General features: G+C 63.1%; 26 protein-coding genes and 1 tRNA gene. 13 read left to right on the forward strand and 14 right to left on the reverse strand.

Features of this window, described 5'->3' with window-relative positions; translation table 11 throughout:
* The first annotated feature begins 300 nt into the window (after window positions 1–300).
* Entirely contained in the window at window positions 301–1581 is a 1281-nt protein-coding gene (locus BLS48_RS05215; RefSeq protein ID WP_091575932.1) for a tyrosine-type recombinase/integrase, read from the forward strand.
* Window positions 1582–1798: 217 nt separating this feature from the next.
* The gene (locus BLS48_RS35570; RefSeq protein WP_167364952.1) at window positions 1799–1960 is read left to right on the forward strand and encodes a hypothetical protein; all 162 of its coding nucleotides are present in this window, start codon (window positions 1799–1801) and stop codon (window positions 1958–1960) included.
* A gap of 197 nt (window positions 1961–2157) precedes the next feature.
* Here BLS48_RS35570 and BLS48_RS05220 read toward each other — a convergent pair whose 3' ends face one another.
* Together BLS48_RS05220 and BLS48_RS05225 are read right to left on the reverse strand one after the other, a co-directional pair.
* Window positions 2158–2721: a hypothetical protein gene (locus BLS48_RS05220; protein WP_143019391.1), complete on the reverse strand. Its 564-nt coding sequence runs from the start codon at window positions 2719–2721 to the stop codon at window positions 2158–2160.
* A 40-nt stretch (window positions 2722–2761) separates the two neighbouring features.
* A complete protein-coding gene (locus tag BLS48_RS05225) occupies window positions 2762–3514 on the reverse strand; it encodes a hypothetical protein (RefSeq protein ID WP_143019392.1) in 753 nt (250 codons plus the stop codon).
* Window positions 3515–3594: 80 nt separating this feature from the next.
* Here BLS48_RS05225 and BLS48_RS05230 point away from each other — a divergent pair, with 80 nt between their 5' ends.
* Window positions 3595–3921, forward strand: coding sequence for a helix-turn-helix domain-containing protein (locus tag BLS48_RS05230; RefSeq protein WP_091575935.1), 327 nt, complete (start codon window positions 3595–3597; stop codon window positions 3919–3921).
* 88 nt (window positions 3922–4009) lie between these two features.
* A complete protein-coding gene (locus BLS48_RS05235; protein ID WP_091575936.1) occupies window positions 4010–6298 on the forward strand; it encodes an ATP-binding protein in 2289 nt (762 codons plus the stop codon).
* Window positions 6299–6475: 177 nt separating this feature from the next.
* On the opposite strand, the gene BLS48_RS05240 is transcribed toward BLS48_RS05235, so the two are convergent.
* Window positions 6476–6550 (reverse strand) — tRNA-Gly (locus BLS48_RS05240).
* A gap of 220 nt (window positions 6551–6770) precedes the next feature.
* On the opposite strand from BLS48_RS05240, the gene BLS48_RS05245 reads away from it, so the two are divergent.
* The 4 genes from BLS48_RS05245 (at window position 6771) to BLS48_RS05260 (ending at window position 9471) form a co-directional block, all read left to right on the forward strand.
* A complete protein-coding gene (locus tag BLS48_RS05245) occupies window positions 6771–7268 on the forward strand; it encodes a prolyl-tRNA synthetase associated domain-containing protein (protein ID WP_091575937.1) in 498 nt (165 codons plus the stop codon).
* 84 nt (window positions 7269–7352) lie between these two features.
* The gene (gene trxA, locus BLS48_RS05250; RefSeq protein ID WP_091576220.1) at window positions 7353–8354 is read left to right on the forward strand and encodes a thioredoxin; all 1002 of its coding nucleotides are present in this window, start codon (window positions 7353–7355) and stop codon (window positions 8352–8354) included.
* A gap of 96 nt (window positions 8355–8450) precedes the next feature.
* Window positions 8451–9122, forward strand: coding sequence for an LON peptidase substrate-binding domain-containing protein (locus BLS48_RS05255; protein WP_091575938.1), 672 nt, complete (start codon window positions 8451–8453; stop codon window positions 9120–9122).
* A gap of 106 nt (window positions 9123–9228) precedes the next feature.
* Complete coding sequence (locus tag BLS48_RS05260; RefSeq protein ID WP_091575939.1) at window positions 9229–9471, forward strand: Trm112 family protein; 243 nt, start codon at window positions 9229–9231, stop codon at window positions 9469–9471.
* A gap of 319 nt (window positions 9472–9790) precedes the next feature.
* Here BLS48_RS05260 and BLS48_RS05265 read toward each other — a convergent pair whose 3' ends face one another.
* The 3 genes from BLS48_RS05265 to BLS48_RS36125 are packed head-to-tail and all read right to left on the reverse strand — an operon-like array spanning window position 9791 to window position 15607.
* Window positions 9791–13141 (reverse strand): error-prone DNA polymerase, encoded by a 3351-nt coding sequence (locus BLS48_RS05265; RefSeq protein ID WP_091575940.1) that lies wholly within the window; start codon window positions 13139–13141, stop codon window positions 9791–9793.
* Window positions 13138–14613: a DUF6504 family protein gene (locus BLS48_RS05270; RefSeq protein ID WP_244529516.1), complete on the reverse strand. Its 1476-nt coding sequence runs from the start codon at window positions 14611–14613 to the stop codon at window positions 13138–13140. The genes BLS48_RS05265 and BLS48_RS05270 overlap by 4 nt, the downstream gene beginning before the upstream one ends.
* Entirely contained in the window at window positions 14555–15607 is a 1053-nt protein-coding gene (locus BLS48_RS36125; protein WP_091575941.1) for an ImuA family protein, read from the reverse strand. The genes BLS48_RS05270 and BLS48_RS36125 overlap by 59 nt, the downstream gene beginning before the upstream one ends.
* A 182-nt stretch (window positions 15608–15789) precedes the next feature.
* On the opposite strand from BLS48_RS36125, the gene BLS48_RS05280 reads away from it, so the two are divergent.
* Window positions 15790–16212 carry a metallopeptidase family protein gene (locus tag BLS48_RS05280; RefSeq protein ID WP_091575942.1) on the forward strand — a complete coding sequence of 141 codons (423 nt, stop codon included), beginning with the start codon at window positions 15790–15792 and terminating at the stop codon, window positions 16210–16212.
* Between the two features lie 35 nt (window positions 16213–16247).
* Here the strand turns inward: BLS48_RS05280 and BLS48_RS05285 are convergent, their stop codons facing one another.
* The gene (locus BLS48_RS05285) at window positions 16248–16454 is read right to left on the reverse strand and encodes a DUF1737 domain-containing protein (RefSeq protein WP_091575943.1); all 207 of its coding nucleotides are present in this window, start codon (window positions 16452–16454) and stop codon (window positions 16248–16250) included.
* A gap of 100 nt (window positions 16455–16554) precedes the next feature.
* Window positions 16555–17445 carry an HpcH/HpaI aldolase/citrate lyase family protein gene (locus BLS48_RS05290; protein WP_167364954.1) on the reverse strand — a complete coding sequence of 297 codons (891 nt, stop codon included), beginning with the start codon at window positions 17443–17445 and terminating at the stop codon, window positions 16555–16557.
* A gap of 542 nt (window positions 17446–17987) precedes the next feature.
* Between BLS48_RS05290 and BLS48_RS05295 the strand changes: the two genes are divergently transcribed.
* The 4 genes from BLS48_RS05295 to BLS48_RS05310 all read left to right on the forward strand — a co-directional run bounded on the left by BLS48_RS05295 (window position 17988) and on the right by BLS48_RS05310 (window position 23075).
* On the forward strand, window positions 17988–19538 hold the full coding sequence (locus BLS48_RS05295) for a DUF4153 domain-containing protein (protein WP_091575945.1): 1551 nt from the start codon (window positions 17988–17990) through the stop codon (window positions 19536–19538).
* Between the two features lie 3 nt (window positions 19539–19541).
* Entirely contained in the window at window positions 19542–20234 is a 693-nt protein-coding gene (locus BLS48_RS05300; RefSeq protein ID WP_091575946.1) for a response regulator transcription factor, read from the forward strand.
* The gene (locus tag BLS48_RS05305; protein ID WP_091575947.1) at window positions 20225–21838 is read left to right on the forward strand and encodes an ATP-binding protein; all 1614 of its coding nucleotides are present in this window, start codon (window positions 20225–20227) and stop codon (window positions 21836–21838) included. The genes BLS48_RS05300 and BLS48_RS05305 overlap by 10 nt, the downstream gene beginning before the upstream one ends.
* A gap of 70 nt (window positions 21839–21908) precedes the next feature.
* Window positions 21909–23075: an NAD(P)/FAD-dependent oxidoreductase gene (locus BLS48_RS05310; protein WP_091576222.1), complete on the forward strand. Its 1167-nt coding sequence runs from the start codon at window positions 21909–21911 to the stop codon at window positions 23073–23075.
* Between the two features lie 168 nt (window positions 23076–23243).
* On the opposite strand, the gene BLS48_RS05315 is transcribed toward BLS48_RS05310, so the two are convergent.
* The 6 genes from BLS48_RS05315 to BLS48_RS05340 all read right to left on the reverse strand — a co-directional run bounded on the left by BLS48_RS05315 (window position 23244) and on the right by BLS48_RS05340 (window position 26354).
* Window positions 23244–23975: a DUF72 domain-containing protein gene (locus BLS48_RS05315; protein ID WP_091575948.1), complete on the reverse strand. Its 732-nt coding sequence runs from the start codon at window positions 23973–23975 to the stop codon at window positions 23244–23246.
* An 84-nt stretch (window positions 23976–24059) separates the two neighbouring features.
* The gene (locus tag BLS48_RS05320; RefSeq protein WP_091575949.1) at window positions 24060–24494 is read right to left on the reverse strand and encodes an SRPBCC family protein; all 435 of its coding nucleotides are present in this window, start codon (window positions 24492–24494) and stop codon (window positions 24060–24062) included.
* Between the two features lie 38 nt (window positions 24495–24532).
* Entirely contained in the window at window positions 24533–25024 is a 492-nt protein-coding gene (locus BLS48_RS05325) for an SRPBCC family protein (RefSeq protein ID WP_091575950.1), read from the reverse strand.
* Window positions 25025–25068: 44 nt separating this feature from the next.
* A complete protein-coding gene (locus tag BLS48_RS05330; protein WP_091575951.1) occupies window positions 25069–25515 on the reverse strand; it encodes an SRPBCC family protein in 447 nt (148 codons plus the stop codon).
* Window positions 25515–25826, reverse strand: a complete 312-nt coding sequence (locus BLS48_RS05335) for an ArsR/SmtB family transcription factor (RefSeq protein ID WP_208604591.1) — start codon at window positions 25824–25826, stop codon at window positions 25515–25517. The genes BLS48_RS05330 and BLS48_RS05335 overlap by 1 nt, the downstream gene beginning before the upstream one ends.
* Window positions 25827–25928: 102 nt before the next feature.
* Window positions 25929–26354, reverse strand: coding sequence for a GNAT family N-acetyltransferase (locus BLS48_RS05340; protein ID WP_091576223.1), 426 nt, complete (start codon window positions 26352–26354; stop codon window positions 25929–25931).
* Between the last annotated feature and the right edge of the window lie 67 nt (window positions 26355–26421).

Consider the following 26421-nt stretch of genomic DNA (forward strand, 5'->3'; position numbering starts at 1 on the left):
GCACCCCTAGGGGGGTGTAGTGGGGGCTGGGGCGGCGCGTGGGTCGGGCCAGCGGTGGCCCGCACGGGGCGGCTGCCCAGCCACACTAGCTACACTAGCGCCACTTGCCGTTGCTGTCGCCAAGGTTCCCGCCACTGCGATTTCAACCTCGGTGGCCGAGGAATCCGAGATATCCGGGGCCGCGTCGTTTCGCGGCTTCGACCTTTCCCAACATGCCGAGGTTACGCGGCTGGTTACAGCTCTGGCCGTTTCACGGGTTCGCTGGCCGCTCCGGCGATTACTTGTGCTGGTTACCGACGCGTGTTTTCGTTCCCGCTTTTTTCCTTTTTGACGAGCAACGCTATGACTGACTTCAACGTCTCCATCACGACTGCAACGCGTCGCCGCAAGCTGCGTGACGGCAAGGTCGCACTCTATCCACAATATTACTGTGAGTATCGCGAGCCCCTGACCAAGAAGCGCCGCCGCCGCGCCTTCAACCGCAAGAAGGACGCCGAGGCATTCCGGAACTCGCTGCTGCTGAAGGTCGCGGAAGGCAGCTACATGGATGAGCGTAAGGCTCCAACTGTTGCACAGGCCATCGAGCATTGGCTCCAGACCAAGGAGGGCAACGTCAAGTCATCGACGCTGATGGGTTACAAGGTGGTGGTGTATGGCGCAATCCGGGGGCCGTTGCTGATCGGGACCAGCCAGGAACGTGCCGACTTCACCGAAACCGGTACTCCTCCCAAGAATGCCCGCTTCATCAAATTGCTCGGACATATCAAGCTGTCGGATCTGACAACCGCCATGATCCGCGTCTGGCACAAGACCGTCACGGAGCAGTGCGGCAGCTACACCGCAAATCGGGCCAAGTCGCATCTGAAGTCGATCCTGGCACTAGCCGAAGAAGACTTCTCCATCCGCGCACCCTCAATGCCGACCGGGCTCGCGAGGGCGCGCCACAAGGTCAAGAAGTCGATCCTGTCCACCGAGCATATCGCCAAGCTCATTGCGGCGGCCAAGAACGATCTGGAGCAAGGCATCTACTACGCCTTCGCTTTCCTCGCCGGCACCCGCCCGTCCGAGCAGCTGGGCCTACTATGGAGCGAGGTGGACTTCGACCGCAACGTGATCCGCATCCGGCGCATCCAGGAGCGGGACGGCTCGTTGACGGAGATGACCAAGACCGAGGCCGGCACCCGCGAGATCCCAATGAGCGCCGCGCTCCGCGAGATGCTGCTGGCATGGCGGGTTCGCTGTCCAAGGGCGGGTAAGGAACTGCATCGAGTCTTCCCCGGCCCCGGCCGCCTACAGGAATGGCCGAAGCCCCGCATCGGCGGCGGCGGTCCGCTGCTCTACCAGAATTTTCGGAAGCGCTATTGGGCACCGGTGTTCGCCGCGCTTGGCCTGCCCTATGTCACGCCGCACTCTGCCCGCCACTCTTTCATCTCGATGCTCCAGGCCCAGGGCATCGAGATTGGCCTTGTGGCGCAGATCGCTGGCCACGCGAATCCGACAGTCACGCTCGGCCACTACACCCACGCCGTTCGTGACGGTAGCGCCGCCATCGCGGCACTGGACCGGGCCTACAGCGGGTAGCCTATGCCGGCACCTGCCACGCCGCGCCACGGGGACCGTACGCTCGGCGCTGTGGGTACGGCAGCCGGCCAGCCGGGCCGCACCGCCGCTGGTGGTGCACGGCTGCGGTCCAGGCTTGTAACATAGCGGTAGTCTCTAACATACTGATATCGCTCATATAATTGCGCCTGAGTTCTCGCTGTGTTTTACTGTCCTGTTGGACAGTAGGGGGAGATCGATGCACATCCTGATCAGGGACAAGCGAACCGGCAATGAGGAATGGATGCCGCTCGAAGCTGCTGCGGAAGTCATGGAACTGGACGCGACCGAGATCGAATGGGCACTGGAAGAGTTCGGCGAGTGCGAGTCGGTCGATCACATTGCCATCGAGCCGGAATAAGCCTCCACCACCACGCAGCTGCGCCCACCCGATGCGGCGGTCGTTCCTCGATCGCCGCATTTTCGTATGTAGGTTTCCTCGTCGGCCGCGCGCCTCGACCCTCCCCCCTTCAATGCAGCGGTAACGCAATGGGCAAGGGACCCGTTTGGCCCTGGAAACAATATCAAGCGGATACGCGGTACCCCATCACGCGGCTGTCATTCGATCCGATAGTCGACAGAGGTCGGCGATACGCGGATAACTCTCAACGTTCTGCCCTCGACCCTTACGCTTTGGCCTTTGCCTAGTTCGATCTGGATCGGCTGCGCCGCAGTTGCATATTGGGATGAACCACGCGGCGGAATGTATTGGAAGGAGGTTGATGTCGCGGTCGCCGAGACAGGATTTCCACCGATCGTACCGTTCACATCGGTGTTGGTGGTGTTGGGAAGAATGAGTGGCGTCTCGCTCATCGTGGTTGCGTTGCTCTCGACAGTTACGTCCGAGCGTTCGAACACAGCCTGTGCTCCACGCGTGCCAAGATACCTGACCGTCGTGTGGCCGGCATCAGTTGTGCGGCCAAACAGGTCGGCCTTGCCGACGATGTTAGGCAGCGAGCGTCTCGACTGGAAGTTCATCACGATGTCGCCGGGTCCAGCGGACCGTATTTGGTTGGTCGCGGGGGTAAGCAGCGAGGTTTTAGTCTCAACTGGTGTGCAGGCGGCGAGGGCCAGCGCTGACAAGAATGCTGTAGTGGAAGCGAATGGCGTCTTCGGGTGCATGACAACTTAACCTATTGAAAGAATGGTATTATTCGAAAAATCACACTCGAATTTCGCTGTCAATTATCGTAGCTCCAATGCGCGGCGCGCCCACATATCGGCCCGCGATGAAGCCATCGTCCCACCGCCCACAGGCCTCAGTCGCGGCGATAGCGAGCCGCGCCGGGCTCTCAGGATGGAGCACAAGAAAGAAGACCACATGGGCGGTCGTGAAGGTCCAGACCAAGGCGTCCGAGGCGACACGGCGCAGCCTCTCGATACACGATGCCAGGAAGGCTCGACGCTCGATCCGAGGGAAATGTTGGTAGACCAGCACTGCCGTTCTCGACGCGTAGAACACACCTACCTCGTCCAGGTAGAGGTATTTGGACGAATTCTTGCGGCCCTTTAGGAGCGATGTCTCCAAACCGTTATCCGGATCGAAAAAGACGAGGTCGGCGCTCCGGAACGCCGACGCACAGCGCTCAATAAAAGCAGAGCGGGCCGCCGCTTGGTCGGGCAACAACTCGCTGAAGTAGGTTGCGCCTGCAATGGCGCTGCTGTCCTCAATGGTTTGAAGCCGTCGGCGATCCGGCTCATCTGCGGCGTGCGCCAAGATGTCGAACAATTCCGGGTCGAAGTGCCGATACCGATCTGGTTGCTTAAGATAGGCAAGCTTGCCGCCATCGGAGCTCCCGTCTGAAGGCGTCAGCATCCAGTTCACGCCAATGCGATTAGCGCCGCCCCACGACAACGCCCGCAACAATGCATATTTCCGATAGTCGCTGACGTCCCCGACGTACTGATGCTTCAAATTCAACCCACAAAACGGCGTGCATCGCCACGCCATAACGTACATAGACCCGTGGGGTATGTCATGAACATTTCGTTCGGATGCAGTTGTTTGCGACAAACCTTAGGAAGCGTGCGGAGGAACTCGGCATTTCCAATGCGGAGGTCGCACGACGCGCTGGGTTGAGCGAGAGGCGATACGGCAACTACGTTAGTGGGCGGCGTGAACCGGACCTTACGACGCTAGTAAGAATTGCCGCAGTTCTGGCGACGACGCCAAACGACCTTCTGAGCGGTGATAATGCGCCTATAGGGCGCCAGGACAACGTTGCCCGGCAACGGGCAATAGCAGCGCTCGCGGTATTGCCTGACGACGACCTTGAGCGTGTTGCGGTTATGGTTGAGGCGCTGGCAACGCGCCGGATATAGTCCTCTAATCTGTCTTGCACCGAAGCTTTCGATAACTCCACTTTTCCTCTGACCGGTAAAACGGCATAGTCGGTGTTTAGGGGGAAAAATGGATTCGGAACCAAGGATTAGAGCGATAGCGCTGGCGATTTACTTGGCTGCGCTTCTCGCCGTGCAGTATGAATGCGTAAATACAGGGTTGTCGCCCAACGAGAACGCAATTTGGCTCTACGGCGGAATCGCGAGTCTTCTATTCGGCAGCAGGCTCCTAAACCCATACTTCACCGCACCTGCAGATGCAGCCACCAACGGCTTTGTTGCCCTGATGGCGATCCTACCGGCCTTTCCAATCATCAAGGCGGGGACAACGGACGCATACGTCCTTGGGGCAATCACCGCATTCTGCGGGTTCGTGTCCGCAGGCTCCGTCGTCGTAATCATCGCTCGACGCTCACAAGGCGCTTGGCAGGGGAGATGGGTTAGCGGCCTTGATCGTGCTGTAAAAGGATTAGGCAGCCCGAACATCATTTTCAGTGCGCTGATCATTGCCGCCGTCTGGTTGTTCCACAGAGACAGGCCGCATGAGGTGTTCGCTATCATGACAGCTCTCGCCGCGATCGTAATCTTCAGGCCGTTCGAGTCAGCCGTCGCTTTTTTTGTTTGGCTTGCGAACCTTCCCTATCCGATTGCCAAGACGGACATAGTCGGCTCGATTGCTGCTTACCAATCGCCAGGCATCGTCCTGATCCGGCAGAACGATGCGAGGCGCATCCCGAGAGGAACACCAATGGTGATTTCGGATCAACACGGGCCGCCTCAACTGGGAGTCGCTTTGAACTATGTGGGGCGCGACGAGGGCAATCTGCTGCGTGCCGTTACTGCACCATTGCCGGCCAGCATCGCCTCTCGGGTCTCGATAGCTGGGGGTGGAGAAGATGGTATTGCGGTCCTAGCGGCTATCGAGCCGGGAGAAGCAGAGGCAATTCCAGCACTACAGTGGGTCGAGCGGCTCTGCGGAATTGTCGATAGCGACACCACACTCGAGTACATGCAGTTTGAGGTTGTCGATGAAAGCGGGTTATCAGAGGGATGCCTCGTGGAGGCTCGGATCGGAGATCAGCGCAGCGTCATTTATCAAATCATCGAGGGTTTAACTCGTGAGGAAATTGTCCAACAAAAAAATAAGTATGGCTATGCTCGCGCGAAGGCCCGCAAGATTGGAGCGTGGAATCATGAAGATAGCAAGTTCGCGCCGGTTCCATGGCTTCCTAGGATAAATGCTCCTGTCTTCCTCATGAAGTCGGAAGGGCATGAACCAGAAGCTGCCTCTATCGGCCACTTTCCTAATACCCCCTACGGTGTACGGGTGGACATCTCGCCTGCTGTTAGCCACAACACCGCTATCCTCGGCATTCTCGGTGTTGGTAAGAGCTATCTGGCAATCGAGCTGGTGGAGCGTATGATCGCTGAGGGGATCAAGGTGTTCTGCCTTGATCTCACCAACCAATACGAGGTGATGCTCAGCGACTTCATCAGTCCTGTGCACGAGGCAGCGAAGCGAGATGAACTTATCGCGGCGGGCCGGGGAGGCAAGCCGGATAAGAACCGCCAGCTTGGTGGATCAATCAACGACTTCAAAAAGGCGGTGCTGGCGCAATTGAAAGAGTTTGCGTCTGGCGTGGATGACCACTTCCTTCGGATAGTAAACCCCGCTCAATTTGTGGTGACGAAGCAACCATCCTTCATGAAGGATGGTGACGCCGAACTTATGCGCCTATCCCCTTCCGAGATAACAGCCGTTTTTTCAGAGGCTGCGCTCATAGTCTGCCAGGAATTAGGGATGACAGATAAGGCTCGCATGTGCCTGGTGTATGAAGAAGCGCACACTCTTGTTCCCGAATGGAACTCGGTCGCTCAGGAGGGAGATCGAACCGCGACCGCGAGCAGTGCACGCGCGATTTTGCAAGGTCGTAAATATGGGCTGGGTTGCCTGTTGATCACCCAACGTACGGCGAACGTGACGAAAACTATCTTGAATCAGTGTAATACGATTTTCGCGATGCGGACCTTTGATGACACCGGACGCGAGTTCCTCGGCAACTACATAGGGTCAGACTACGCAAGTGTGCTTCCGTCGCTTCAACCGCGTTATGCAGTGATATTCGGAAAAGCATCATCCTGCGAAAACCCTGTCCTCGTGCGCCTAAACGACAACGATGATTTTCGAAATGTCTTTCGACCAATTCATCCCCCGAAGAAGCCACAAGACCAAGATAAGGGTCCGGACGCTGAAGCGGCCGCAGCGGAAGGCGCTCAGATCGTCGATGCCGGCGCTTTGTCGGCAGATGAAGAAGAAGGATTTTTTCTGGAGGAGGCTGTGACAGTCGCTAGTGATTGAGACAGAAGTCGTCTCGGCAACCGCCTGCATTCGATATTTGTATGCTGGGGACTGGTAACCGCGTGGTAACCCCGGCCTTCCGAGCCGTTTTCAGTAGCTGTGGTTCCAGTGACCCCAAAATGCGAAAAAGCCGCGGATGTCCGCGGCTTTTCGATGCTTGATTCCCTGGGAGGAAATTGGAGCGGGTGAAGCGATTCGAACGCTCGACCCCAACCTTGGCAAGGTTGTGCTCTACCCCTGAGCTACACCCGCTCACACGGCGTCTTGGCCGCAAGCCGGGCCTATATGGCTGAAGAGCGCGGCGATTGCAACAGGGAAATATCAGGCTTTTTTGCAACGCGGCGGGCGACGCCGGCAGGCCGCCGGCACTATGTGGCGGGTGCGTTGACCATCATGTCGCATGACGGTCTTGTGTCGGCCGCACCATTGGCCGTAAACGGCATGGCAGGAAACGGGACGAAGAAGAAAATCGATGCCGAAGACCGAAGCCGAATTGATGAGCTTTCTTGCCGACCTCGGGATTGCCGCCTCGACGCGCCGCCATCCGCCGCTGTTCACAGTTGCCGATTCGCAGGCGCTGCGCGGTGAAATCGCCGGTGGGCACACCAAAAACCTGTTCCTGAAGGACAAGAAGGACAATTTTTTCCTGGTCACCGTTGGCGAGGACGCGGCCGTCGACCTCAAGCAGATCCACCACGAGATCGGCGCCGCCGGGCGTGTCTCCTTCGGCAGGCCGGAGATGCTGATGGAGCTGCTCGGCGTCGTGCCGGGCGCCGTCACGGTCTTTGGCCTGATCAACGACACGGCGGGCAGGGTCAAGGTCGTGCTCGACAGGGCGCTGATGGAGAATACGGTGATCAACGCGCATCCGCTGACCAATGAGGCGACGACATCGATCGCGGCGGCGGACCTGATCAAATTCGTCGAGGCAACCGGGCACGATGCTGCTATCTTGAAAGTCTCCGCATGATCGCCACATGGATGGCTTGAAATCGATGCTTCAAGGGATATGGCGCTGGGCCGCCGGCCGGCCGTGCCATGGAAGGGTAAAGAGATGAGCGACAACAAACCGTTTGGCGGCCCCTTTGGTGGCAATGGCGGCCAGTACGCCACCACCGTGCAGTATGGTGGAACCGCGCCCGCGCCGGCGAAAGTCGCGCTCGGCGGCGCGCCCGCCCCCGCCGGCGATGTCATCAAGGACACGACGACCGCCGCCTTTGCCGCCGACGTCATCCAGGAATCGCGCCGCCAGCCGGTGCTGGTCGATTTCTGGGCGCCGTGGTGCGGGCCTTGCAAGCAATTGACCCCGCAATTGGAGAAGGCCGTCAGGGCCGCAGGCGGCAAGGTCAAGCTGGTCAAGATGAACATCGACGACCACCCGTCGATCGCCGGCCAGCTGGGCATCCAGTCGATCCCGGCGGTCATCGCCTTCAAGGACGGCCAGCCGGTCGACGGCTTCATGGGCGCCATTCCCGAGAGCCAGATCGCCGAATTCATCACCAAAGTGGGCGGCAAGGGCAATGGCGCGCCGCCGGTGGCCGAAGCCCTGGCAGCGGCAACCGAGGCGCGCGACGCCGGCGACATGCAGACGGCTGCCGATATCTACGACGCCATCCTGGCTCAGGCGCCGGAGACGATCGAGGCGATCGCCGGGCTGGGCGACCTGTTGTTCGAGGCGGGCGACACCGAGGGCGCCGAGGCGTTGCTGGCTGGAGCGCCGGAGGCCAAGAAGGACGCGCCGCCGCTGGCAGCCCTGCGCGCCAAGATCGCGCTGGCGGCGCAGGCGGCAGCGCTTGGCAATCCGGCCGAATTCGAGCGGCGCCTGGCCGAAAACCCTGGCGATCACCAGGCGCGTTTCGATCTCGCCATGATCCAGAACGCCAGGGGTGAGCGCACGGCGGCGGCCGACAATCTGCTGGCCATCATCAAGGCCGACCGGGCGTGGAACGACGATGGCGCCAAGACGCAATTGCTGCAACTGTTCGAGGCATGGGGCATGACCGACGAGGCGACGCTGGCGGCGCGGCGCAAATTGTCGTCGCTGCTGTTCTCCTGAGCGGCGGTTGTTTTGCCGCACGGGCTTGCGGTCGGCGATGACCGCGCCAGATAAGACAGGAATTGGCGCTTCTCGATGAAGCGATCGGAGGAATAGGTGCAAGCGGGAAACGCGCACTACCGGCTGGATACGGATTTGCCGTCGACGATTCCGATCTTTCCGCTTGCCGGAGCGCTGCTCTTGCCGGGCGGCCGCATGCCGCTCAACATCTTCGAGCCGCGCTATCTGCAGATGGTGGACGAGGCGATTGCCGGCTCGCGCCTCATCGGCATCATCCAGCCCAGCCTCGATGGCGCGCTGCGCGCCGATGGCGAGCCGGAGCTCTGCAATGTCGGCTGCGCCGGCCGCATCATCGCCTTTTCCGAGACCGGCGACGGCCGCTACCTGATTTCGCTGCAGGGCGTGTGCCGGTTCCGCATCGCCCATGAATTGACGGTCAAGACACCGTTTCGCCAGTGCAAGCCGGCTCCTTTTCTCGCCGATCTCCATGAAGACCAGGCGGCGAGCGAGATCGACCGGCCGTCGTTGCTCCGGGCATTTCGCGCCTATCTGCAGGCCAATGACCTGGAAGCCGACTGGGAAAGTGTCAGCCGCGCCGAAAACGCCATGCTGGTCAACGCGCTGTCAATGATGGCGCCCTATGGGCCGGCCGAGAAACAGGCGTTGCTCGAAGCGGCGGACCTGAAGACGCGGGCCGAGACGCTGATCGCCATCACCGAAATGGCGCTGGCGCGCGAGAATGAGGATTTCGGCTCGAGCCTGCAGTAAGATGCGCCGATATTCAGCCGGCCTGCAAACGGCGATTTTCCACGCTTCTGGCCTGACCTGAACCTCAACACATCTCGGGTCTGCAGTTGACTGAGAAGAGGACACGATGGCAGCGGACGGACGGGACGGGAAGAAGGTCAATGTCGACCCCAAGCTGCTGGAGCTGCTGGCGTGCCCGCTGACCAAGGGGCCGTTGACCTGGGATCCCGAGCGCGGCGAGCTGATATCGAGGATCGCCAAGCTCGCCTATCCGGTGCGCGACGGCATCCCGATCATGCTGCCTTCGGAAGCGCGGACGTTGTCAGTGGAGGACGTACTGTCCCCGCCGCGTTTGAGTGGGCCTTCGTAATTGGCAGAGCCATCCTTCACTTCGTCATCTCAGGGCGGAGCAGCCGCGCAGCGGCGTCGCGGAGACCCTGGGATCCATGCCGTGACGCATGTGACACACGAAGGCGGGCCAAAATCGAGGGCTTCTTCCCTTCGGTGTGGAGCGCGACACGTGGCACGGTGAGAGGTGGCTGCCACAGGCGTGGGATGAAGTTACCATTCAGGACCGTGGCATTCTTTGGTCGATGTCGCGGCATGGATCCTCGGGTCTCCGCGACGTCGCTTCGCTCCTGCTCCGCCCGTGGATGACGAAGGTTGGGTGCCGAAAGCGTGGGCTGCGTCTACTGAAAATTCCGCCCCTTGGGCATGACCCTCTCCGCTTCTTCCGACAGCGTTGCGAGATCCTTTCCGATCGGCGCGTTCCGCAGCGCGGGTCGGCCATCGCGATCCGGTCCCTCCTTGGCGGCCGGGGGGCCGGCGATCAACGGTCTGGCCTCGCTGACCTTCTCCAGAAGCACGGTCAGCCAGGGCGTCAGATCCTCGATCTTCTCGGCGACGATGTGGATCACACCCGATTCCGACTGTAATTTCCCGGTGACCCGGACGAACCGCGCGCCCATGACAATGGGCCGATAGCGGGTGAAGGTTCTCTCCCAGAAGATGACATTGGCGACGGCCTTGTCGTCCTCCAGCGTCAGGAAGATCGCGTTGCCCTTGCCGGGCCGCTGCCGCACCAGGACAAGCCCGGCGACGGAGACCCGCCTGCCGTCGCGCACTGAAGGCAGGTTGGCATTGGGCGTGACGCCGGCCCGGTCGAGCCGCTCGCGCAGGAAGGCAACCGGATGCGCCTTCAGCGACAGGCCGAGCGAGCGGTAGTCGTGGATGACATGCTCGCCGAGCGGCATTTTCGGCAGCTTCGTCTCGGGCTCCAGCTCGCGCAGGCGGATCGCCGGCTGGTCGAACAGCGGCAGCCTTTCGGCGGCACTCTTGCCGTCGAGCGCGCGCACCGCCCACAGCGCCTCGCGGCGATCGAGGCCAAGCGAACGGAAGGCGTCGGCTTGCGCCAGCCTTTCGATCTCGTCGACATCGAGGCCGGAGCGCAGCCAGACATCCCTGACGGATTCGTAGCCGTCGCCACGCCTGGCGACGAAAATCTTCATGCGCTCCTCCGACAGGCCCTTGATCTGACGGAAGCCGAGCCGCAGCGCGTGATTTGTCTCGATGATGCCACGCATTTCGGCATGGCGCGCGAGGATGCGGGCCGGGTCGAAAGGCGCTTTTTCCAAAGTGCAGTCCCAGACGGAGAAATTGACGTCGACGTCGCGGATGTCGACGCCATGGTCGCGCGCGTCGCGGACGAGCTGGGCCGGCTGGTAAAACCCCATCGGCTGCGAATTCAGGATCGCGGCGCAGAAGACGTCGGGATAGAAGGTCTTGAACCAGCAGGAGGCATAGACGAGCAGGGCGAAGGAGGCGGCATGGCTTTCGGGAAAGCCGTACTCGCCAAAGCCTTCGATCTGCTTGAAGCAGCGCTCGGCAAAGTCCTTCGTGTAACCTTTGCCGACCATGCCGTCGATCATGCGCTGGCGGTAATTGCCGATGGTGCCGGTGCGCTTGAAGGTGGCCATGGCGCGGCGCAATTCGTCGGCCTCGCCCGGCCTGAAGCCGCCGGCGACGATGGCGATCTTCATCGCCTGCTCCTGGAACAGCGGGACACCCAGCGTCTTGCCGAGGATCTCTTCCAGCTCCGGCTTTGGGTACTCGGGTTTTTCCTTGCCTTGCCGGCGGCGCAGGTAGGGATGAACCATGTCGCCCTGGATCGGACCCGGTCGCACGATCGCCACCTCGATGACGAGGTCGTAGAAGGTGCGCGGCCTGAGCCGTGGCAGCATCGACATCTGGGCACGCGATTCGATCTGGAAGACGCCGAGCGTGTCGGCGCGGCAGATCATGTCGTAGACGTCGTCATCCTCCGGCGGCAGGGTGGCCAGCACATAGGGTCGGCCATATCTGTCCCGTGCCTTGGGATAATGATCTTCAAGCAGGGTGAAGGCGCGCTTCAGGCAGGTCAGCATGCCGAGCGCCAGCACATCCACCTTGAGAATCTTCACCGCGTCGAGATCGTCCTTGTCCCATTCGACCATCTTGCGCTCGTCCATCGCCGTCTTGACGATGGGGACGATCTCGTCGAGCCGGTCCCTGGTGATGACGAAGCCGCCGACATGCTGGGAGAGGTGACGGGGGAAGCCCATGATCTCGTTGGCGCGTTCGATCACGTGTCGCGACACCGGGTCGGTCCGGTCGAGGCCGCCGGCCCTGGCTTCCTTTTCGCCGAGCTCCGAGGTCGACCAGCCCCAGATCGAGCCGGACAACGACCCCCTTACATCTTCCGACAGGCCCATCGCCTTGGATACTTCGCGCAGCGCCGAGCGGCCGCGATAGCTGATGACGGCGGCGGCAAGCGCGGTGCGCTTGGCGCTGTATTTCTCGTAGATGTACTGGATGACGGTTTCGCGCTTCTCATGCTCGAAGTCGACGTCGATGTCCGGTGGTTCGTTCCTCTCCTCGGAAATGAAGCGCTCGAAAAGCGTGTCGATCCTGTCCGGCCCGACCTCGGTGATGCCGATGCAGAAGCAGACGATCGAATTGGCGGCCGAACCACGGCCCTGGCAGAGGATGTCCTGGCTGCGGGCGTATTTGACGATGTCATAAACCGTCAGGAAATAGCGGGCGTAGTTGAGACGTTCGATGAGAGCGAGCTCTTCCTCGATGCGCTTGGTCACGGACGCAGGCACGCCCGCCGGATAACGGTTGGCCGCCCCCTCCCGCGCCAGTCTTTCCAGCTCGGCCTGCGGCCCGAGCCCCGATTCCGTCGGTTCATCGGGGTAGTTGTACTGAAGGTCGCTGAGCGAGAAGGTCAGCTCCTGTGCGAAGCGCAAGGTCTCGGCCAGTGCCTGGGGATGTCGGCGGAACAGGCGCGCCATCTCCATCGGCGGCTTCAAATGGCGCTCGGCATTGGCGGCCAGCTGCAGCCCGACCTCGGCGACGGGCGTGTTGAGGCGGATCGCGGTCAGCACGTCCTGCAACGGGCGTCGTTCCGCTGTGTGGTAGAGGACGTCGTTGGTCGCCATCAGCGGGATGCCGGCGATCTCCGCCAGTGCTGCCGCCTGCTCGATCCGGAAGCGGTCATTGCCGGCATAGCAAGGCGAGACACCGAGCCGCAGGTTCCTGCCGAAGCGGTCCTTGAGCTGGCGAAGCAAAGCGAGACTGTCCTGCGCGCCCGTCGACAGATCGGGCAGGACCGCCAGCGACATCAGGCCTCCCCATTCGAGGAGGTCGCCGCGCTGAAGAAGGGTGGCGCCCTTTTCGGTTTCATCGCGCAGATTGGCTTGGGTGAGCATGCGGCAGAGATGCCCCCAGCCCTTGCGGTCCTGCGGATAGGCGAGAATGTCCGGCGTGCCGTCGCCAAAAACCAGCCGGCAACCGGGGTGATAAGAAAGCGTCTCGACCTTGGCCTGCTGCCAGGCGCGCACCACGCCAGCCACCGTGTTGCGGTCGGCAAGCCCGATCGCCGAGAAGCCCAGAAGCTTGGCCGCGACCACCAGCTCCTCGGGCTTGGAGGCGCCGCGCAGGAAGGAGAAATTCGACTGGATGCCGAACTCGGCATAGGGAATGACGGTCAGCGCGTTCATGCGAAGACACCATGCATGAACCAGCGCGGCGGCACCTGCGAGCCGCCGTAGAGGCCCTGCCGGTAGAGCCAGTAGCGGCGGCCGTCGGCATCCTCGATGCGGAAATAGTCGCGCGTCGATGCCGCCTCGTCGCTTGCGGCTTCATGCCACCATTCGGCCGCGATGCGTTCCGGCCCCTCGGCGCGCGTGACCCGGTAGAGCGCGCGCCGCCAGCGGAAATTCAGCGGCGGGCCCTCAGGCATTTCGGTGGCCGGCACATCGATGGGTTCGGGTGAGCGGAAAAGCCGGATCGGCCGTTCCGGCGGGAAGACCGTCACCGGAGCCTGCATCCTGTCGGGCTTCTTCGGCGGCGTGGTCCGGCGCGGGGCTTCGGTGAAGGGGATCGTGGCGACGGCGCGTTCCGGCAGATGGCTTTCGACGGTGACCGGTCGCAAAACCGCGCCGTCGCCGAGCCGGGCGCGGATGCGGTCTGCGAACAGCGCGATATCGGCGCCGTCGTCGGTCGTCTCGCCGGCAAGGTCGGCCTGCTGCATGTCGAAGGCGGCCGCCGCCAGCACCGAGAGCCGGACGAGATCGAAGCCATAGCCGGCATCGATATCCTGCTCGAGGGCGGCCAGCCGTTCATGGAACAATTTCTGGATCAGCATCGGCTCGCGCATCGGCCGCGAGGTGCCGAGCGCGATGCGGCTGACGGCGCCGTCGACGCGAAAGAGCAGCAGCGCCAGCGTCCTGGCGCCCTCGCCGCGACGCTCGAGGTCGGTCTTCAATGTCGTCGCCAGCATGCCCACCAGCCGCTCGATATCCTCGGTCAGGGTGACGGGTTCGGCCAGATGGCGTTCGACCGAAAGCGGCGCGACGGAAAGGCGCGGCGAGACGGCCTCGTCGAGACGGCCAAGCGCCTGGTCGAGGCGCAGCAGCAAGGAGGCGCCGAAGCGGCGGGCGAGCGGCGCGCGCGGTGCGGCCATGACGGCGCCCGCCGTGCGCAGGCCGACGCTTTCCAGGCTGGCGCGGGTTTCCGGCGCTATACGCAATGCGGCCAGGGGCAAGGGCGCGAGCAGCGCCTCCTCCTCGCCGCCATCGACTATGCGGTCGCTGCAAAACCGTGCCGCCGCCCAGGCCGCGCCCGGCGTGGCGGCAAGCCCGGCGCGGACATCGAAACCCTGATGGAAGAAGCGCGACAGGATGTCGTCCAGCATGGCGCGTTCGCCGCCGAACAGATGGGTGCAGCCGGTGATGTCGAGAAACAGGCCGTCGGCACTGTCCAGCGCCACCAGCGGGGTGTAGCGGTCGCACCAGTCGGCAAGACCTTCGAGCAGGCGGCGGTCGGCCTCCGGATCGGCTTCGACGATGTCGATCGACGGATACATGGCGCGCGCATCGGCGATGCCCATGTCGCGCTTCAGGTGCAGCGCCTCAGCCCGCTCGTCGAGGGCCGAGATGCGCTGCGCGTTGCCTTGGCGGTGGCTGATCACGAGCGGTGGGTGCGGCAGGTGATCCGACGGCCGGGAACGCCAAGACCGCCCCAGACGCTGCCGCAGGATCCTTTCCGCTGCCAGATAGGGAAACCACAGGGACAGGATTCTTTGTCCGTCTTTCCTCGTCCCTTCTTTCGTCGCCCGCTCTTTCGTCGAATACGCGTTCATCGGGGTTCCACTCCAGTGTGAATTGTCCAGGCAGGGCCGTGCGGCTCTTGCCGATGGTGACGGTGAAGGCCGGGCGGCCGATCGAGCCGGCGAGCGGCCCGGCGATGGTGTCGCGCGGTGTTGCCGGCGCCGAAGCGACGATGAGGCGGACGGGTGCCGCCGTCGGCTCGGGCTCCGCCGCCTGCCGCAGCAGGAACACCGGCCGGCCGGCACCTAGCGCCCTTGCATGCAGCCGGCGCGTCGCGGTCAGGTCCAGCCGCTGCGGATTGCCGCGGATTTCAAGGATGACGGCGGCGAGCGCCGTCATCCGGGCGGCCTCCTCGGCGACCCACAGCGCATCGACAAGTTTTGGCGCCTCGGAAAACAGCAATTGTTCGGGCTCGATGCCGAACGAGGCCCGAAGCCCCCTGGCATAGGGAAAGCCGGCCTCGCGGAAAATCTCCGACGTGCCGATCCACAGCACCGGCAGCCCCTGCGCCTGCTTGAGGATCAGGCTTGTGAGCGACAGCGCGAAGCCGGCGACGGCTCCGGCATCGCGGGTTTGCGTGCCATGGATTTCGCTCAGGGCGGCTTTCGGCAGGCCGCCGCTCAGGGCGGCATCGAGCCGTTCGACGCCGGTGGGCAGGAAGGCATCCGGCAACGCCGCGGCAATGCCGCGCCGGACGATTGTAAGATCGGTGTTGGAGGCGAGATCCGCGCTGACATCGGCATCAAGGGGCGCGCCAGCCGGCGCCTGCAGGCGCTCGGGCAGCGTTCCCTCGATCTTCGCGATCTGGCGGCGCAGGGCAAAAACAGTCTCCCGCGCCACGGCGGTCATCGCCATGACGGTCAGCTTCCACTCACAATTGTTCCTGTTATGTTCCTATAGATTCCAGAGGCGGTCGGAAGAGTCAAGCAGAGTCACAAGGAATTTATTCCTTCCTGGCTCGATGGGGCTGGAGCAGCCGCCGCGTCATTTGCCGATTCCAGTGCGAAAGCCTATATGCCGGGTTCAAAGGACAAAGCATGGCCCGCATCTACAAGACCCGCACCTGGCACGACCAGTTCTCGCCATCCATGGAGGAATTGGAGTTCCTGGCGCTGGAGTCCTACGCCCACCTGCCGGAGGAGTTCCGCAAGCTGACCGGCGAGATCATCATCCAGATCGCCGAATTCCCGACCGACGAGATCATGGACGATTTGTCGCTGGAAACGCCGTTCGACCTGCTCGGCCTGTTCGAAGGACGCGGTATCGCCGAACGCTGGAATCCGCAAACCGGCGAAGGGCCGAACCGCATCACGCTCTACCGCCGCGCCATGCTCGACTACTGGGCCGAAAACGAGGAAACGCTGGGCGACATCGTCACCCACGTGCTGATCCACGAGATCGGCCATCATTTCGGCCTGTCGGACGATGATATGGAGCGGATCGAGGAAGCGGCGGAATAAACCCTACGAAGAGAGGAGGGCCTCGGCGCTTTCCTCTACCAGTCGCTGAGCTTGGTATCCGGCCCGTATTCCTGACCGTCGACATCCTTGACCACGGCCTGGCCGCAGCGCATGGCCTTGGCCTTCTTGTCATAGCCATAGGTCGGCGAGCCGAACAGGTGCCAGCCCTTGTTCAGCGCCGCCGTCACCTTGTGGCAGAAGCTGGCGTCGTCCGGGCCAGTCAGAAAGCGGTAGAGTTTCATTTTTCAGTCCTGTCGTGAGTGCTCTGTCTTCTTTGTTTCGAGCATGATCTTTTTCGAAAACCGGTTCCCGCTTCTTGCTTCGCGGACCTTCGGTTCGGGATCATGCGCCGATGGCGGCTGCCTTCGCCAGCAGTTTTTCAGCCTGCGCCAGATGCAGCCGCTCGACCATCTTGCCATTCAGCGCGATCACGCCCTTGCCGGTGTTCTCCGCAAGCGCGAAGGCCTGGCTGACCAGGCGCGCCTCGGCCACGGCTTGAGTGGTCGGCGCAAAGGCGTGGTTCGCCGCCTCGATCTGGGCCGGATGGATGAGGGTCTTGCCGTCGCATCCCATGGCGGCCGCTTCCACACATTCTCGGGCGAAGGCGTCGAGGTCGCGAAAATCGTTGGAGACGCCATCGAGCATGTCGAGACCGCCGGCACGCGCGGCCAGCACCATCTGCATCAGCCACGGCACGAGATAGCGTCGGTCAGGTGTTGCCAGCACGCCGGTATCCTTGACCAAATCATTCGTTCCGGCAACGAAACAAGCCAGTCGTGAGGCCGGATCCCGACCAAGTTCGGCTATAGTGCCGATGTTGAGCAGTGCCTTGGGCGTCTCGATCATCGCCCATAGTTTCACGCTGTCGGGGGCAAAATTATCGTCGAGCACATCGCCGGCTTCGAGCAGGTCGCGCGGCGTGTCGACCTTGGGCAAGAGGATGCCATCCGGCTCGCAGCCTGCCGCGGCCAGCAGGTCGGCGGCGCCCCATTCGCTGGCCAGCGCGTTGACGCGCACGACCATCTCGCAGCGGTGGCCGAAGTGGTTGGCAACCGGGCGGTTGGCGAAAATTCCCGCCAGCTTTTCGCGCGCGGCAACCTTGTCGGCCGGGGCGACGGCATCCTCGAGGTCGATGATGACGGCGTCGCAGGAAAGCTGCGCGATCTTGGCCAAGGCCTTGTCGTTGGAGGCCGGGACGTAGAGCACCGAACGGCGCGGGCGATAGGTATCCATGTTCGATCTATGCCGCGTGCGGCTGGTGGAGGCAAGCGTCCGACCGGTACCTGATACGAGCTGACCGCGAAAGCTTGCGCTGCCCCTCATTGCCCTGCCGGGCATTTCTCCCCGTAAACGGGGCGAAAGAGGCTGGCCGCAACCTCGGCTCCCTTCCTGTAACACCGAGGATTGGCGAAAGCGGCGACGAGCGTCCCTCGCCCCGTTTACGGGGAGAGGATGCCGGCAGGCAGGTGAGAGGCAGCGCCAACGCTCGGAAAGAAGGGCGGGCAGTACACCAGCAGTAAAGCGTGCCCCTGCACGAAAACTGCACACGCTTACGGAAAACCTCCTCGCATTCGCCCCGCCATCTCCCTGTCGGCCTGCGAGACAGGCGGCATGGAAAAGCGAGCAAAACCCCGTTGGTCCCTGCCCTATCGGCTGCGTTGCGAAGGCTGGTGGCTGGTCGATCCGCCGCGCGCGAATCCCACGGCGATCCTCATTCCCTTCGTCCGCAGGAGCCCGCCGACGACCAGGCTCAACGCCATTGGGAAGGCCAGGTCATGACATCGTTGTTCACCGCCGCGCCGAGCTACTGCAGCCGCTTCGGCGTTGCCGTGCTGCTGGCAGCACTGGCGGATTTCCTGTTCTACGGTCAGCCCGTCGGCATCACGGTTTTCCTGTTCGCCATCCTGATTGCCGCTGCCGTCGTGGCCATGCATCCCGCGGCCTTCAACGACGGCAGGCTGTGGATCAAGCCTGCCGCTCTGCTTGTCGCGCTGCTGCCGCTCACGGAAAATGTCAGCGCCTTGTCCGTGTCGGTCGCGCTTGCGGCCATGATCGTCTTCGCGCTTTCGCTCAGCGGCCGTCTGCGACACAGCATCGCTCGCATTGCCGGCCAGATCGGGCTGTTCCTGCTGGCGGCGCCGTTTCGGTTCATTCGGGATTTCATCCGCTGGCGCAAGACGGCACGACGGTTCGGCCGGCGCCGCATCCGGCTGGCGGCGCTCGCTGTCTGGGTCATGCCGCTGACCTTGGGCGCGGTCTTCCTGACGCTGTTCGGCGCCGCCAACCCGGTCATCGACTACTGGCTGTCGCTGATCGACCTTCTGAAGCTGCTCGATCTCATCCAGCTGGCGCGGATTGCCTTCTGGCTGTTCGTGCTCGCCGGCGTCTGGGCCTTCCTGCGGCCACGCCTGCCGCGCCTGTTCCGTCGTCTCCCGCGCGCGGCGCCGGTGGCTGACGTCAGCGCTCGATCCGAGGGAACCGTCACCAACATCGAGGACATCCTGTTCGGCAAGGCGGCCATTCTTCGCGCGCTTGTCATCTTCAACATGCTGTTTGCGCTGCAGACCGGACTCGACGCCGCCTATCTGTGGGGCGGGGCCGCCCTTCCCGACGGACTGAGCTACGCCGCCTATGCGCATCGCGGCGCCTATCCCCTGATCGTCACCGCGCTGCTTGCCGCCGGCTTCGTGCTGGCGGCGCTGCGGCCCGGCAGCGCGACATCAGCCGACCCGGTCATCCGCCGGCTGGTCTATGCCTGGGTGGCGCAGAACATCATGCTGGTCATCTCGTCGATCCTGCGCCTCGACCTCTATATCGGCATCTATGCGCTGACCTATTGGCGCGTCGCCGCTTTTGTCTGGATGGGGCTGGTGGCGGCCGGCCTTGCCCTGATCATCGCCCGCATCGCGCTTGGAAAATCCAACGAATGGCTGCTGTCCGCCAATCTTCTGACGTTATCGGCGACGCTTTATGCCTGCTGTTACATCAACTTCGCAGCAACGATCGCCAATTACAATGTCGACCATTCCCTCGAAATGACCGGCCGGGGCATCACCCTCGACACCTGGTATCTGCGTTCGCTCGGTCCGGACGCGTTTCCGGCGCTTGATCGTTTCCTCGAGCATCAGAGCCGGACTGCTGCCGCCAATGATCCGAACTTCCGCGAGCTGGCGGGAGTGCGCGGCAGCGACGAAGGCTGGTATCGCACCCTGCAGCAGAACTGGCGGGCCTGGAGCTTTCGCGACTGGCGGCTCAATCGTTATCTCGACAGGAGAGGCCCGCTCGTGATTCCCTCTGCCACCGAACCTTACGTTCCGGGCCGCTGATCCATGCCGCATCACATCCTCGTCGCCGACGATGATCCACACATCCGCGAAGTGATCTGCTTCGCGCTGGAAAAGGCCGGCATGCGGACGCAAGCGGTGGCCGATGGCGCCGCCGCCCTGCAAGCGATCGGACGCCGGGCACCCGATCTCGTCGTGCTCGACATCGGCATGCCGGAGATGGATGGGCTGGAGGTCTGCCGGCGGCTGCGGCACACATCCGATGTGCCGGTGCTGTTCCTGTCGGCGCGTGACGAGGAGATCGACCGCATCCTCGGGCTCGAAATGGGTGGCGACGACTATGTGACAAAACCGTTCAGCCCGCGCGAGCTGGTCGCCCGCGTCAACGTCATCCTGCGGCGCGCCCGCCCGGCGCCGGCCGAACCGGCCGACGACAGGCAGTTCGCGCACGGCAAGCTTGCCCTGGCGCCGGCCAGCCATGCCGCCAGCTTCGATGGCAAACCGCTTGCCCTGACGGGGATAGAGTTCTCGATCCTGAAGGGATTTCTGGCGCGGCCCACGCATGTGCTCGATCGCGACGCGGTGATGGCCAGTGCCTATGCCGGCAAGGTCCATGTCGCCGACCGCACCGTCGACAGCCATATCCGCAACATCCGCGCCAAGCTGGCGGCGTTGGGTTGCCCGGATGTCATCGAGACCGTGCACGGCGTCGGCTTCCGGCTCGGCCGATGCGGCTGACAACCTCGCGCAAATGGATTGGCCGCAAGTGGCGGCCGCGTCTCGCCACGGTCGTCGTCGCCATCCTGATCATGGTGATGGCCTTGCCGCTGGTCGGCCTGTTCTTCTTCCGGCTCTACGAGAACCAGCTGATCCGCCAGACCGAAGCGGAGCTGATCGCGCAAGGTGCCGCCATCGCCGCCATCTATGCGCAGGATGTGCGTGACGCCGGCATTGCGCCGGACAAGCTCGGCGCACCGATGCCGCAGGCAAACGTAGGCGCGAGCCGGAGCGCCAATCCGGGCCGAAGTATCGACCCGGACTACCGCCCGATCGAGCCGCGTCTCGATCTCGCTTCGGATTATGTGCTTCCGACCCGGCCGGCGGCGGAGGCCGCGACTGCCGATCCTGCCTTCGCCGCGATCGGCGCGCGCCTGTCCGGCATTCTCGACGCCACGCAGAAAACCACGCTGGCCGGCTTCCGGCTGCTCGACCCCAAAGGCGTCGTCATTGCCGGCCGTAACGAGGTGGGGCAGTCGCTTGGCGAGGTCGAGGAGGTGCGCGAGGCGCTCGCCGGGCGCTATGCCAGCGCACTCAGGCTGCGCATCCCCGACCAGCCCACGCCGCCGCTCTATTCGGTCAGCCGTGGCACCAAGGTGCGTGTCTTCGTCGCCCTGCCGGTGGCCGTCGACGGCCGGGTCGTCGGCGTGGTCTATGTCTCGCGGACGCCCAACAACATTGTAAAACATCTCTATGGCGAGCGCGGCAAGGTGACCCTGGCGGCGATCGCCATCCTTGGCGGCACGCTGCTCATCGGCCTGGTCTTCCTGCGTACCGTCAGCCGCCCGATCTATGCGCTGATCGACCGCACCCAGCGCATTGCCGCCGGCGATCGCGACGCCATCCGGCCGCTCGATCATCACGGCACATACGAGATGGCGGAGCTTTCCGCCGCCTTCCTCGACATGGCCGAAAAACTGCAGGCACGATCGGACAGCATCCAGACTTTCGCCACCCATGTCTCGCACGAGCTCAAATCGCCGCTGACGGCGATCCAGGGCGCGGCCGAGCTGCTGCGCGATTCCGGCTCGGCGATGGACGATGCCGAGCGGCGGCGATTCTCCAACAATATCGTCACCGATGCGGGGCGGCTCAATCTGCTGGTGCGGCGCCTGCTCGAGCTGGCGCGCGCCGAAAACCGGGGGCCGAGCGGCGAAAGCACCTCGATTGCTGCGGTGCTGGCGCTGCTCCCGGTCGACAACAGGCTGGCGGTCCGCGTCGAGGCCGGCGGCGATCTGACCTTGCGCATATCGGCCGAGAATGGGGCCATCGTGCTTGCCAATCTCTTCGACAATTCGGCCCGGCATGGCGCGACGCAGGTTTCGGTCACGGCGGCGAACGCCCAGGGCAGAGCGACCATCCTGGTCGATGACGACGGCGCCGGCATTTCGCCGAGCAACCGGGCGCGCATCTTCGAGCCGTTTTTCACCACGCGGCGCGATTCGGGCGGCACCGGCATGGGCCTCGGCATCGTGCTGGCCCTCCTGAAAGCGCATGATGGTACGATCAGGCTGGTTGACTCCGAACGCGGCACGCGCTTCGAGATCAATCTGCCGGTTGTATGAAATTGGAGCCTGATTCCGAAACCGGTACCCACTTTTCGGGATCATGCACCAGGCTTGGAAAGGCAAAAGCGTGCGCTACGACATCGTCATCATCGGCGGGGCCATCGTCGGATCCTCGATCGCCTACTATCTGCGCGAGGAAGGGTTTTCCGGCTCGATCGCGCTGATCGAGCGCGATCCGCAATTCGCCCACGCGGCAACGACGCTGTCCATGGCCTCGATCCGTCAGCAATTCTCCATTCCCGAAAACATCCGGCTGTCGCAATTCACGCTGAAACTGTTCCGGCGGCTCAAGGAAGAGTTCGGTGCCGACGCCGATATCGGTTTCCGCGAGGGCGGCTATCTCATTCTCGCCGGTGAGAATGGCTTACCGATCCTCAAGGCCAATCACGAGGCGCAGATCGCCGAGGGCGCCGACATCGTGTTCGAGGACGCCGAGCAGCTGACGCGGCGCTTCGCGTGGCTGTCGACCGAGGGCATTTCCGCCGGCGCCTATGGCCGGACCGGCGAAGGCTGGTTCGACGCGCATGCGATGCTGATGCTGTTCCGCAAGGCGCTGCGCGACAAGAAAATCGATTTCATCACCGCTTCGGTCACTGCTATTGCGCGTGACGGCAACCGCATAACCGGTGTCTCCCTCGACAATGGTCAGACGCTGGAGGCCGGCATCGTCGTCAACGCCGCCGGGCCGAATGCCGGCAAGGTCGCGGCTTTTGCCGGGCTCGCGCTGCCCGTCGAGCCGCGCAAGCGCAACGTCTTCGTCTTCGAGGCGCGCGAGAAATATTCTGACATGCCGCTGCTGGTCGATCCCTCCGGAATTTATGTCAGGCCGGAAGGCTCGGTCTACCTCACCGGCGGCGCCGAGCCGGAAGAGGGCGACGGCCCCGCTGATCCCAAGGATTTCGACGTCGACTGGCCGCTGTTCGAAGAGGTGATCTGGCCGGTGCTGGCGACCCGCATCCCCGCCTTCGAGGCGATCAAGCCGACGCGCGCCTGGGCCGGCCATTACGACTACAACACGCTCGACCAGAACGCGGTGATCGGGCCGCATCCGCAGGTCGGCAATTTCCTGTTCGCCAACGGATTCTCAGGCCACGGCCTGCAGCAGGCGCCGGCGGTCGGCAAGGCGCTGGCCGAGCTGATCGTGCATGGCGGCTACCGCACGGTGGATTGCTCGGCGTTTGGTTACAGCCGGGTCGCCGAGGGGCGGGCGTTCCGGGAATTGAATGTGATTTGAGTGAGGCCGCGCTCTGCCTTCTCCCCCTGTGGCAGAAGGTGAATCGGCGCGCAGCGCCGAGACGGATGAGAGGTGCGCGAAGGATCGCCGTTCTTGCCAAGCTGGAACACCCTCATCCGTCGCCTTCGGCGACACCTTCTCCCACAGGGGGAGAAGGGAAGACCGCGGTTAGGTAACCATCGCGTCGACAGCGAGGGCGTTGCCGAGTGCATGGCCTGACGCCGTATTGTCGAAAATGCCCCAGACCTCCGCGCCCGTAGCGGCCGCTGCATTCACCTGCCGACCGATCCGGTCGAGACGCTCGGCATCGTAGTCGGAATAGTAGACGCGCGGCGCGCCGTGCCAGCGAAAATAGGCAAGGCCGGACCAGCCGCCCGGCACCGCCGCGGCGGGAACCGGAGCCGGATCGGCCGCAACACGTGCGACGTGGCAACCGGCCAGAAGCGCCTCCGCCTCCGCGTCGAACCAACTCGGATGACGCGGTTCGCATGCCAGCCTGGTCTGGGTTCGCTTTCCCAACATGTCGAAGAAACCGCGAGCCATGTCGGGCTCGAACGGCAAGCTCGGCGGCAGTTGCACCAAAAGCACGCTCAGCGTTTCGCCGAGCCCCTCAACCTGCTGTAGAAAAGCCCCGGCAAGCGCCTCGCAGCCGACGAGACGCTGCTCATGGGTGATGGTCCTGGGCATCTTGACGGCAAAGCGGAAGTGCTCCGGCACGGCGCGTGCCCAGCGCTCATAGGTCTCACGGCGATGCGGCTTGTAGAAGGACGTGTCGATTTCGACGACCGGAAGGCGCTGGGCATATCGTTCAAGATGCCAACCGGGTTGTGGGAAGTCTTCCTTGTATCGCGTCGGAATGCCCCAACCGGCCGTGCCTATGAAACATCCGCGCTTTCCCATGCCGAGGATGTGGACCAGATGCGGTGCGGGTCAAGGCGGAGGTGCAGCCAAGTGCACGGGTCAAGGTTCCGGATCGACTTTGCCTTACTGGTGGATCCAGCGGTTTGGAAACGGGAATCCCTCGCCGTCCTCGACGAGTTGCTTGAGGCTGAGCAGGAAGACCGCCCAGCTCATCGAGTAGTAGGGATAGCGCTCGGCATTGCCGCGAAATCCCGAATGCCGGAACTGGACAGTACACTGACCGTCGACGGGAACAACGGTGAACTGGACCTGCGTTCCGGCCCAGTCCGAATCGTCCTCTTCCGTCGGCTGCCAGCACACCAGCCGGTCCGGTTCGAGGGCGGACACCCGCATGAGCTGACAGCCCTCTCCAAAGCGAAACTCCAGTATGTTGCCGGGTTTGGACTCGCCCCGCGTGTCGGGAATCCACCATTGCGCAAGCTTGTCCGCTTGCGTCAACGCCTGGTAGATCGTGCTCGGAGGGCTCTTGATACTGATCTCGTGCATGATTTCCTTCATGGTATCCTCCTTCTCCCGTTGGACAACAAGAAGCTTCGTCAGGCTGCAGCCCGGCAGTCCGAACTCGCATAAGCCTGCAGCCAGGCCAGCACCCGTCCCCAGCCTTCGGCATGTTCGGCCGCCGCTTCCCTCAGCCCGGCAAAGCCGCCATGGCAGATGGTGACGCGGGTGCCGGTGGCGACCGGCTGCAGCAGCCAGGCGACCGTCGTTTGCCGCCGGCCAAGCGTGGGATGATCCCACTGATAGGCGCGCGTCTGCACGATCCGGCGCGGCGCCTCGATCTCGAGGAATTCACCGCTGGCCGGCAGGTGCTTGCCGTCAGCCCCACGCACAGTGACGTTCCAATGGCCGCCGACATGAAGGTCAGCCGACCAATCTGTCATCCGGTAGGTGTCGGCTGAACCCCACCATTGCTCGACTTCCTTGCTGACCAGCGCCCTGAAGATGCGCTCCGGGGGCGCTTCGATCTCGGCAGATGCCATGATTGTCTCGTCATTGGTCATGCTCCGCACGGTGGGAATGGGCATCATGGATGTCTCCACATCAAAGTTGTTTCGGCATCGAAACGAGGCTTTCAGCCTTTTGATGGCGGGCGCTCAAAACCCTTGCCGGTCTCAAGCAGGCTCTTCAGGCTGGCCAGCACCAGCGGCCAGCCCTTGGCGACGTTGCCGATCAGGCTGTGCGGCCCGTCCGCCTCGTGGGTGACGGCAAGCTTCATCAACTCGCCGTCCTGCTCGATGGTGAAGGTGCAGCGCGTGTAGCCGTCGGCCTTCACCTCTGGCATCCATTCATTGCGCCATTTGATCACCAGGCGTCGCGGCGGGTCGATCTCGAGAATTTCGCCGCTGTCGGCAAGGCGCCCGTCGGGGAACATCAGCTTCCAGCTGGAGCCCACCTTCCAATCGCTCTCCTGATAGGAGCAGAGGAAGAACTGCCGGTTGAACTCCGGGTCGGTCAGCGCCTCCCAGAGCTTTTCGGGCGTGGTGCGGATGTAGGTCACGTAAACGAAGCTGTTGCTCATCAGTCTTCCCTTTCGAGGCGTTTCTTCAAGTCGCTGAGGGCGGTCAGCCGTCCCCGTTCGAACTTGCCGATCCAGCGGTCGGCGATCTCGTTGATGGGAACGGGGTTGAGGTAGTGCTCCTTCTCGCGCCCCTTGCGGATGGTGGTGACGAGGTTCGCCTCCTCCAGGATCGCCAGGTGCTTGGTCACCGCCTGGCGCGTCATGTCCATCTCCGCGCACAGCGCGTTCAACGTCTGCCCGTTCCTGGCATGGAGGCTGTCCAGCAATTGCCGGCGTGTCGGGTCGGCCAGTGCGCGAAAGACGGCATCCATGCTCATGACTCTAATATGCAACCATTTGATTGCATGTCAAGGCTGCTTGCGGATCACGAAAAGTTGCCTGTCCTGTCAGGCAGGCGATCATGGTGGAAAGCGTCAGCGCTTGCGGGAGAACCAGAAGGCCTCGGCCATGCGCTTCATGCCGATGCGCTCGTAAAAGCCGACGGCGTCGGGCATGGAGATCAGGCTGATGGCAACGGACGGCCCAAGCTGGCGCCGCGCCTCGTCCATCAGGCCCTTGCCGATGCCAAGCCCTTGCGCCGATTGGGAGACGGCGAGCTCGGAAATGTAGCAGACCCAGGAAAAGTCGGTGACGGCCCTGACAACGCCGATCAGCGGCCTCCCCTCCACATCGAGACGCGCCGTCAGCACCAGATTGGCGCCCGACAGCATCGCCCTCAGTCGCGCTTCATCATCGACGGGGCGCGTCTCGCCGAGACCGGATTCCACCAGCACGCGGCGGAATTCGGCGACGTCGAGCTCTGGTTCGCTTGCGTAGAGGATTTGGGAGTTTTCCACCATGACCGCAGACTGCACCATCGGGAGGGCAATTCGAAGTCGTTTGCCTGACACCCTTGTGCCATCACGC

Source organism: Mesorhizobium qingshengii, from assembly GCF_900103325.1.
Lineage (GTDB): Bacteria > Pseudomonadota > Alphaproteobacteria > Rhizobiales > Rhizobiaceae > Mesorhizobium > Mesorhizobium qingshengii.

Bases quoted from the DNA above. Each gene is read 5' to 3' on its own strand.
- BLS48_RS05335 (WP_208604591.1), bottom strand. From the start codon at position 25,826: ATGGATGCCGTCTTTCGCGCACTGGCCGACCCGACACGCCGGCAATTG.
- BLS48_RS05285 (WP_091575943.1), bottom strand. From the start codon at position 16,454: ATGAAACTCTACCGCTTTCTGACTGGCCCGGACGACGCCAGCTTCTGC.
- BLS48_RS05220 (WP_143019391.1), bottom strand. From the start codon at position 2,721: ATGCACCCGAAGACGCCATTCGCTTCCACTACAGCATTCTTGTCAGCG.
- BLS48_RS05245 (WP_091575937.1), top strand. From the start codon at position 6,771: ATGCCGAAGACCGAAGCCGAATTGATGAGCTTTCTTGCCGACCTCGGG.
- BLS48_RS05315 (WP_091575948.1), bottom strand. From the start codon at position 23,975: ATGGGAAAGCGCGGATGTTTCATAGGCACGGCCGGTTGGGGCATTCCG.
- BLS48_RS35570 (WP_167364952.1), top strand. From the start codon at position 1,799: ATGCACATCCTGATCAGGGACAAGCGAACCGGCAATGAGGAATGGATG.
- BLS48_RS05305 (WP_091575947.1), top strand. From the start codon at position 20,225: ATGCGGCTGACAACCTCGCGCAAATGGATTGGCCGCAAGTGGCGGCCG.
- BLS48_RS05320 (WP_091575949.1), bottom strand. From the start codon at position 24,494: ATGAAGGAAATCATGCACGAGATCAGTATCAAGAGCCCTCCGAGCACG.
- BLS48_RS05330 (WP_091575951.1), bottom strand. From the start codon at position 25,515: ATGAGCAACAGCTTCGTTTACGTGACCTACATCCGCACCACGCCCGAA.
- BLS48_RS05300 (WP_091575946.1), top strand. From the start codon at position 19,542: ATGCCGCATCACATCCTCGTCGCCGACGATGATCCACACATCCGCGAA.
- BLS48_RS05295 (WP_091575945.1), top strand. From the start codon at position 17,988: ATGACATCGTTGTTCACCGCCGCGCCGAGCTACTGCAGCCGCTTCGGC.
- BLS48_RS36125 (WP_091575941.1), bottom strand. From the start codon at position 15,607: ATGGCGATGACCGCCGTGGCGCGGGAGACTGTTTTTGCCCTGCGCCGC.
- BLS48_RS05235 (WP_091575936.1), top strand. From the start codon at position 4,010: ATGGATTCGGAACCAAGGATTAGAGCGATAGCGCTGGCGATTTACTTG.
- BLS48_RS05265 (WP_091575940.1), bottom strand. From the start codon at position 13,141: ATGAACGCGCTGACCGTCATTCCCTATGCCGAGTTCGGCATCCAGTCG.
- BLS48_RS05260 (WP_091575939.1), top strand. From the start codon at position 9,229: ATGGCAGCGGACGGACGGGACGGGAAGAAGGTCAATGTCGACCCCAAG.
- trxA (WP_091576220.1), top strand. From the start codon at position 7,353: ATGAGCGACAACAAACCGTTTGGCGGCCCCTTTGGTGGCAATGGCGGC.
- BLS48_RS05280 (WP_091575942.1), top strand. From the start codon at position 15,790: ATGGCCCGCATCTACAAGACCCGCACCTGGCACGACCAGTTCTCGCCA.
- BLS48_RS05290 (WP_167364954.1), bottom strand. From the start codon at position 17,445: ATGGATACCTATCGCCCGCGCCGTTCGGTGCTCTACGTCCCGGCCTCC.
- BLS48_RS05340 (WP_091576223.1), bottom strand. From the start codon at position 26,354: ATGGTGGAAAACTCCCAAATCCTCTACGCAAGCGAACCAGAGCTCGAC.
- BLS48_RS05325 (WP_091575950.1), bottom strand. From the start codon at position 25,024: ATGATGCCCATTCCCACCGTGCGGAGCATGACCAATGACGAGACAATC.
- BLS48_RS05230 (WP_091575935.1), top strand. From the start codon at position 3,595: ATGCAGTTGTTTGCGACAAACCTTAGGAAGCGTGCGGAGGAACTCGGC.